We start from the raw sequence: 8,512 nt of genomic DNA, 5'->3' as shown, positions 1-8,512 counted from the left end.
GCTGCAGCCCGGCCGCTGCCGCGGTGCGCGCGGCGCGCGCCCGCTCCACGCGCGCCGCCGCCGAAGCCAGATCGGGGCTGGCGGCCTGGGCGGCGGCAACCAGCGCAGGCAGCAGCGGGTCGTCGAAGCGCGCGAACCACCCCGGCTCGGCCCGCGCACCGTCCACCGGCGCCGGGGCCACCCAGGCTGGGGGCGGCACCAGGCGCGGCGCGGCGGCCGGCGTGGCCGGCTGCAGGCCGCTGCAGGCGCCGAGCAGGACGGCCGCGCCCAGCGCCGCCAGCGGCGCCCGGTGGGGGAAGGAGGTGTTCATGGATGCACTCGTCGGTGGCCAGCAGGCCGCGCAGCCTGCATTGGACTCAAACCCGAATCCACCTGGGTCAAGCGGGGGGACTGGACGGCGGGTCGCCCAAGAAGAGTTCGACCTCGCTGGCGCGCTGGGTGTCGACCAGGCGGCCGTCGGCCACCAGGGTGGCGTAGTCCAGCACCTGGTCCCGGCCGTGCTGCTTGGCGTAGTACATCGCGTTGTCGGCGCGCTCGAAGGCGGCGCCCGGCGTGTCGCCCGGTCGCAGTTCGGTGAAGCCGGCGCTCACCGTGATACGGCCGACCTGGGGAAAGGGGTACTCGCTCGCACTGCGGCGCAGGCGCTCGAAAGCGGCGGTGGCGTCGGTGGCATTGCGGCAGCGCATCAGCACCACGAACTCCTCGCCCCCGAAGCGGTAGAGGTGATCGTCGCAGCGGAAGGTGCAGCGCATCAGGCGCGCCAGCAGCAGCAGCACCTCGTCGCCGATGAGGTGGCCGTGGCGGTCATTCACCGACTTGAAGTGGTCGATGTCGATCACGCCCAGCCAGGTGCGGCCGGCCTGGCGTTGGTGGTCGAGTGCGCCCTCGGGCAGGTCTTGTATGGGCTCAAGCCCGCGTGCGGCAATGCGCAGGAAGCTGCCGTCGAAGGTCTTGCGGTTGAGCAGGCCGGTGAGCGTGTCGCGCTCTGAGTAGTCGAGCAGCGCCTTGAAGTTGCGGTAGACACGAAGGATGCTGCTGACCAGGCGCACATCGTCGGGCGTGAGCGCGGCCTCGCTGTGGATCTCAAGCACGCCGCCAGGCACGTCGTCGTCATCGACGAGCGGGAAATAGGCCGCCGCCGGCGCACCCGGCACCAGAAAGGCCTCCTGGCGCCGCAGGCAGGCCAGACGCGCGGGCTCGTCGCCGAGCGAGGGCAGGCTCTCGATGTCGGCCCACACCGAATCAGCGGTGGCGACCTTGTCGCCCGGCCCCACGCGGGCCCGCGTCAGCCAGCGCTCGGCATCGGGCTCGCCGACGCGGCGGTAGATGGCCGCGCCGATGGGGCGCAGCAGATCCTTGAGCGCACCGACGAGGGTGACGTCGAGCAGGTCACGGTCACGGAAACCCGTCAGCTCGGCCAGATGTTCGACAACGCGGGACATGGATGCGGGGGACTTCTCTGCTGGAACCGCGTGGAAGGCGGAAAGGCGCCAAGCCTCAGGTCGGGATGTCGGCACCAGCGTAACGCGCCACCAGCCCCAGCAATTCCTCTTCGGAATACGGCTTGCCCAGGTAGTGGTCGACGCCCAGGCCGGCGGCATGGTCGCGGTGCTTCTGCGCGATGCGCGAGCTGATCATCACCACCGGCAAGCCGGCCAGGCGCGGATCGGAGCGCACATTGCGCACGAGGTCGAAGCCGTCCATGCGCGGCATCTCGATGTCCGACAGCAGCACCACCGGCCGCTCCTCGGCCAGGCGCTCGAGGGCGTCGAGGCCATCCTTGGCGGTGACGACGCGGTAGCCCTCGCGCTTGAGCAGGCGCTCGGTGACACGGCGCACGGTGAGCGAATCGTCGACCACCATCACCATCGGCGTGCGCGTCTGCGGCGCCGGCTGCGGCTCGGCCAGCAACGGGCCGTCCAGGTCGGCGTGCTGGCTTTCGCGCACCTGGTCGGCATAGACCGCCGCCAGCGCCACCGGGTTGTAGATGAGGGCCACGGCGCCCGAGGGCAGCAGGGTCACGCCGGCCAGGCCGGGCAGGCGCGAAAGCTGGGCGCCGACGTTCTTGACCACCACTTCCTGGTTGCCGACGACTTCGTCGACATGGATCACGACGCGCTGGTTGGCACTGCGGATGACCACCACCGACTGCGTGCGTCCGCTGGTGGCGCCGCGCGTGGCGCCCTGCAGCAGTGCCGCCAGCCAGAAGAAGGGCAGGCGCTGGCCGGCGTAGTCGACATGGGCGTCGGCATAGCCCGCCTCGATCTCGGCCGTGGGCACGCGGCGCACGATCTCGACCAGGGTCGAGGGCACGGCCACCTGCAGCTCGCCGCAGCGCAGCATCACCACCTGCGTGACCGCGGTGGTCAGCGGCAGCAGCAGGCGGAAGCGCGTGCCGCGGCCAGCCTCGCTGTGAGTCTCGATGCGGCCGCCCATGGCGTTGACCTCGGCGCGCACCACGTCCAGGCCGACACCGCGCCCGGCCAGCTCGGAGACCGACTCGGCGGTGCTGAAGCCGGGCAGGAAGATCAGCTGCGCCAGATCGTCGTCGCTGCGCTGCGAGTCCGGGCCCATCAGGCCACGCTCGATGGCGCGCGCCCGCACACGCTCTAGATTGAGGCCGGCGCCGTCGTCGCTGACCTCGACCGCAACCTCGTTGCCGGCCTGGGCGACGGTGACGCTGACCAGGCCGCCGGCGTCCTTGCCCGCCGCCTTGCGCGCCTCCGGCGCCTCGATGCCGTGGGCGACGCTGTTGCGCAGCAGGTGCTCGAAGGGCCCGGTCATGCGTTCGAGCACGCCGCGGTCGATTTCGATGGCGCCGCCCAGCAGTTCCATGCGCACCTGCTTGCCGGTCTCCTTGGCCGCCTGGCGCACGGTGCGATGCAGGCGGTCGGCGGCGCTCTCGAACTCCACCATGCGCGTGCGCAGCAGGTCGTCCTGCAATTCGCGCGTCAGCCGGGCCTGGGCCGCCAGTTCGTCTTCGGCCGACTGCAGCGTGCGCTGCAGGCTGCGTTGCAGCGTGGCGACGTCGTTGACCGACTCGGCCATGAAGCGCGTCAGCTCCTGGAAGCGCGTGAAGCGGTCCATCTCCAGCGGGTCGAAGACCTGGGCCGCGGCCTTGGCGGCCTCGATGCGCGAGCTGATCTGGGACTCGGCCTGAACCTCGATGTCGCGCAATTGGCGCCGCATCCGCTCGAGGCTGTCGGTCAGCTCGCCCAGCGAGCCCTGCAGCTGCTTGACATTGGAATCGATGCGGGCGCGCGTGATGCTGACCTCGCCCGCCTGATTGACCATGCGGTCAAGCAGGCCGGCGCGCACGCGCACCGCGGCCGCGGCGCCCGCCCCGGCACGCTCGGCTGCAGCCTCGGGCGCCAGCGGCCGGGCGGCGGGGAAGCGCGCCCAGTCGACGGCCACCGGCGGCGGCGGTGCCACGGGCTCCGCCAGTTCGGCGGGAGCCTCGGCAAGCTCGGCTCCGCCGGCGGCGGGCTCCGCGACCGGCACTGTGGCCTCGTCGTCATTGGCGGCCGGCACCGCCAGCGCGGCGGCAAGGGCCTCATCGACGGATTCGGTCTCGGTCGCTGCCGGTGCGGGCTCGCCGAAGAGCGGAATGATCTCGGCGCTCAGCGGCGCCGCATCAACCGCCTCAACCGGCGGCGTCTCCACCAGCGGAGCAGGAAGCTCGGGACGAAAGGGCACGGGCGCTGGGGCCGCGACGGCGCCCCGCGCTTGCACCCCGCCTTTGCGCAAGGCCTCGAAGGCCATGCTCATGCCGTCGGCGCGTGCCACCAACGGTTCGATGTCTTCGAGCTGCACGGCGTCGCGCCGGCTCAGATCCTCGATCGCGGTTTCCAGGCGGTGCGCCATCTCGCCCAGGCGCATCGCGCCCGACAGGCGTGCGCCGCCCTTGAAGGTGTGCAGCGTGCGCATGCAGGCCGAGGCCGCACCGCCGTCGCCCGGATGGTCGAGCCAGTCGCGCAGCCGCGATTGCAGCTGCGGCAGCAGTTCCTCGGCCTCTTCTTCGAAGATGGGGAAGAGGTCGGGGTCGATGTGGTCGACGGCGGCTATGCCGTCGGACTCGGCCTGGGCCGCGCTGGCCGCCGCCGCCGCCACCGCGGGCTCGGCCGCTGCCGCCACCGCATCGGCCGGCAGCCAGCCGTCGCCTGCCTCGGCGTCGGCGGCTTCCTGCGCCATCTGCTCGACGCTGGTCGGCGGCACCGGCAGGCGCTCGTGCTCGGCCAGGCGGGCCATCAGCTCGGCATCGACGCCGTGCAGGAAGCCGGCCGCAAACTGGTGCAGCAGGCGCCGGATTTCCTCGGCAGCGTCGGTGAACAGCGCCGCCTCGCCCGGCCGTCCGTGGCCGGCCTGGTGCGAGCGCACCAGCGCATGCTCGAGCGCACGCGCCAACGCCGACAGCTCGGCATAGCCCACCGTGCCGCAATTGCCGGCCAGCGAATGCGCCAGCGCCGCACAGCTCTCGGGCACCGTGTGGCGCTCGGATTCGACGGCCCACTCGGCCAACTCGGTGACGAGGCGGCGCGATTGCTCGTCGGCCTCGTTGAGGAAGATGTTGAACAGCGGAATGCTGATGCGCAGGTGGCCGATGACGCGCACCGGCTCTTCTTCCACCGCCTCGGCTGGCGCTTCACCAAGCGCTTCACCCGGCGCTTCAACCGGGGAATCGGCCGGCGCTTCGAGCGCGGATTCGGCGGGCGCCGAGGGCTCGGGTGCTGCCAGGTCTAGCGCTGTCAGGTCTAGCGCCAGATCGGCCACCGGTGCGGGCTCGAACAGGGCCGGATCGAGCAGCGGATCGGGCTCGTGCGCGACCGACACCTCGTCCAGCGTGGGCAGCACCTGGGTGGCGGCGACGGGGGTCTCGTCGCCGAAGTCCAGCGCCAGGTCGGCGGCCGGCTCGGCCGGCACCTCGAGGTCGAAGCCGATGTCGGCGGCGGCTTCGAGCTCGGGGGCGCCGATGTCGATGATCTCGTCGGCCAGCGACGCCACCGGGGCCTCGGCGGCCGTGGGCAGATCCAGCAGGTCGGGCGCCGCCGGCAACGGCGCCGGCTCGGGAGCCGGTGCCGGCGCGGGCGCCGCGGTGCCGAAGATGTCGGCGAGATCGGCAAAGTCGACCTCCACCACCTCGCCGGCTGGCGTGGGCGGGGGCGCCGGGATGATTTGCGTCGCCTCGTAGTCGGCCAACGGCGGCTCGGCCGCCGCGGCGGCGCCAAGCAATGCGGGGGATTCGGCCGTCGCAGGCAGCTCGGCGGGTTCGGGCGCCGGCGGCGCGGCCGGCTCGTCGCCGAGATCGAAGGAAAAGTCCAGTTCGGCGGGGGCCGCCGCCGGCGGCAGGCCGAGGTCGAGGTCGGCCGCGCTGGGCAGATCGGGCAGGCGCTCGGCGAGCGCTGACAGCGGCGCGGCATCGGCAGGCGTCCCGCCATCGGCCTCACCTTCGAGCGCAAAGTCGAGATCGAGGTCGGCGAGGTCGAACTCGGGCAGGGTCGGCGTCGGAACCAGCTCGGGCAGGGCATCGAGGCTGGGCAGTTCGGTCGACTCGGCGACCGGCAACGTGGGCACCTCGGGCACCGGATCGGGCGCGGCTTCCGAAAATGCCTCGGGCAGGGTGGCGAGAAGATCCTCGGGCAGCTCCGGCAGCTCCGGCACTGGCGCGGCAGCGTCCGCGGCCTCGGCCTCGGCCGGCGGCAGCAGATCGGGCAGGCCCAGGGCCTGCAGCGCCTCGTCGACCAGCGCCTGCGGCGCCGGTGCCAGCGGCGCGTCGACGGCCGGCAGATCGAGGTGGATTGCTTCCGCCTCGGCGGGCGCGGGGGTGGGCGTGGGCGCGAGCGCGGGCAGCTCCTCCTCGTCGGGAGCGAGGTCCAGCACCAGCGGCTGCAGTTCGGGCTCGGGCGGCGGGGCCGGGCGGGCCAGCGCCTCTTCCGGCATCGCCGGCGCGGCGCGCACGGGCAGCGCAATGGGCAGCCGCGTGCCTTCCAGGCGCAGCGCGTCGGCGGCCTTGGCGACTTCGGCCGGGTGGTGGCCGTCGTCGCGGCCGGCGGCGATGGACTCGGCCCAGTCGGCGAAATAGTTGAGCGCCTCGCCGGTGAGGGTGCGCAGCGGCCCGTCCATGCGCGGCGCATGGGCGAGGCGGGCGTTGTAGAGCTGTTCGCAGGCCCAGGCGGCCTCGCCGAAATCGCTCAGCCCGACCATGCGCGAGCTGCCCTTGAGGGTGTGGAAGGCACGGCGCACGGTGGTCATGCCCTCGGCGCTCTCGGGCTCGTCGGCCAGACGCTCGAGTGCGGCGCGCGCCGCGGCCACGACCTCGTTGGCCTCCTCGATGAAGATCTCGCGCATTTCGGCGTCTTCTTCGAGGCCGGTGCCACCCACCGGCGCCGGCACGGGCGGCGGCACCGGGGCGGCGGCCGGCAGGGCCTCGGGCGCCGGGCCGCTGAGCGCGGCCGCCGCCTGGGCGAGTTCGGCGTTGACGCTTTCGCGCGAGGCGCTGCCCGAACGCAGGGCGTTGCGCAGGCCGCCGAGGCGGCGCGCCAGCTCGGGCTGGTCGGCAGCCAGCGCGCGCTGCGCCATGGCGTCGATGCGGCCGGCGAGTTCGTCGTCGCCCAGGCCGGCCGGCGCGGCTGCGTCGGCCAGGGCCTGCACCTGCACCTGCATGGTGGGCGCCGGTGCGGTGTCGGGTGGCAGCTCATCAAGGCCTGCGAAGGCCGAGACGCGCTCGGACTGGCCCATCACCGCGCTCAGGCTGCCGGTTTCGGGGTCGAAGCGGAACAGCGACTTGGCCAGCGCCGGCTGCACGCTGAGCATGTCGATGAGGAAGCTCAGGGCGCCCAGGTTGTCGGCCAGGCGGTCGAAGGTGCCGGCCTGGATGGCGCGCTGCGGGTCGACCTCGGTCTGGGCCAGCGCGTCGACATCGTCGCGCATGTGGATCACGGCCTGCGAAGCCTGCGTCAGGCCCAGCACCGAGAGCACGCCGCGCATCGCCGACAGCTGGCCCGGCACCGGGATCAGCACCTGGCGCTCGGCCGGATTGCGGAAGTACTGGTCGATCTGCTTTTCGACCTCCGACAGCGAGGCGCGCAGCTCCTGCACCACGCTGCCCATGGTCTGGCGGTCGGAGACGCGGCGGTAGAGCTCCTCCATCCACAGATCGAGCGGCTGCGGATCGGCACCGTTGCGCACCTCGTCGATGCGGCTGGCCAGGCGCTCGATGCGCGCGGCCAGCTCGGGCTGGTCGAACTCACCGTCTTCGAGCGAGGCGTCCAGGTAGAGGATGCTGGTGGCGACTTCCATCGCCAGCGGCGGTGGCGGCGCGCTGTCGTTGTCGACCGTCTGCTGCACCGCCGTCTGCAGCGCCTGCGCGAGCACATCGCCCGAGGGGAAGAGGCGGGCCAGCGATTCGCCGACCAGCGTGAACTGCTCGACCAGCGAGCCGATGCGGTGCTGTTCGCCGCCGGCCGCAGCCGACCAGGAGTCGCGTGCCGCGGCGACGCGCTTGCGCGCCAGCGCCAGCAGGGCGGGGTCGAAGCGGCCCAGGCGCGGCGTCTCGTAGTCGACGGCCGGGTGCTGCTCGAGCTGCCAGGCCTGGCGCACGGCGGCCAGTCGCGGCGACTTGATATCGGCTGCCGGCAGGCGGGCCTGGCTGCAGAAGAACAGCAGATCCTGGGCCAGGCGGTCAGAGGTCTCGGGCTGGCCGCGCATGCTGGTGCGCAGCTGCGCCAGCAGGCGCGAGGCGAAGCGCTTGGTGTAGCTGTCGCTGGGAATGAGGCCGGCGGCCTGGCCCTCGAAGACCGCTGCCGCCAGTTGCCAGAAAGTGGCCAGGCGGCGGCCGCCGTCGAAGCGGCGCGCGCCGGCGCCGAGCTCGGCGCAGAGATCGCTCATGCGCGACAGGGGGCCGAGGGCGGGATTGCGGCCGCTGTCGCGCATCAGCGCCAGCACCAGCGTTTCCATCTCGCTGCGCGCGTCGTCGTCGGCATTGCGCGGGCGCGCCACCGGGTCGGCCGGCAGCTCCAGCCATTGCCAGTCGCGCTTCCACAGGTCGGCCGGGTGTACGCGGTCGGCTCCGGCCAGCTGCAGCGCGGCGCGGTACTGCGGGAACAGCGCCACCGGCGACACCGCCTTGCCGGCGAGCTGGCGCGCCATGAAGTCGAGCAGGGCGAAGGAGACGTGCTCGATCACCTCGACCGCCGCCACGTCGATGAGGGCGGGCCGGTTGATGAGGCGCTGCACCGCCTGCTCGCTCGCGCGCAGCACGTCGGCCACGGCCGGCAGGCCAACGAGCTCGAGCGCGCCCACACCCTGGTGCAGCTGGGTGCGGGCGCTGCGCAGGATGGCAGGGTCGACCGCGTCGAGGTCGCTGTCGCCGAGGATCTCGGCTTCCTTGAGGTAGCGCCGCAGTGCCTTGTGCGCGGTGTCGAGCGAACGGCGCAACTCGCCGTGGACCCACGCCAGGGCGCTCAGGTCATCGCCGGTATGGACGCTGTCTTCGCTGGCGGAATCCATGGTGTCT

The 8,512-nt window shown here is 72.8% G+C and carries 2 protein-coding genes and 1 pseudogene; all 3 read right to left on the bottom strand.

What is annotated here, in order from left to right:
• A pseudogene (locus JMV16_RS24035) lies at window positions 1-310 on the bottom strand (RND transporter); the annotation flags it as partial.
• Window positions 311-377: 67 nt separating this feature from the next.
• Entirely contained in the window at window positions 378-1,442 is a 1,065-nt protein-coding gene (locus JMV16_RS24030; protein ID WP_201496861.1) for a GGDEF domain-containing protein, read from the bottom strand.
• A 55-nt stretch (window positions 1,443-1,497) separates the two neighbouring features.
• Window positions 1,498-8,505, bottom strand: a complete 7,008-nt coding sequence (locus tag JMV16_RS24025; RefSeq protein WP_201496860.1) for an Hpt domain-containing protein — start codon at window positions 8,503-8,505, stop codon at window positions 1,498-1,500.
• Window positions 8,506-8,512 lie beyond the last annotated feature (7 nt).

Origin of the sequence: Rubrivivax sp. A210 (assembly GCF_904426505.1) — a bacterium.
GTDB lineage: Bacteria > Pseudomonadota > Gammaproteobacteria > Burkholderiales > Burkholderiaceae_C > Rubrivivax.
Note: the sequence above shows the minus strand (reverse complement) of the source record. Positions and strands in the feature narration are given on the sequence as shown.

Excerpts from the sequence above, each read along its gene's own strand:
- JMV16_RS24030 (WP_201496861.1), bottom strand. The coding sequence starts at position 1,442 with ATGTCCCGCGTTGTCGAACATCTGGCCGAGCTGACGGGTTTCCGTGAC.
- JMV16_RS24025 (WP_201496860.1), bottom strand. The coding sequence starts at position 8,505 with ATGGATTCCGCCAGCGAAGACAGCGTCCATACCGGCGATGACCTGAGC.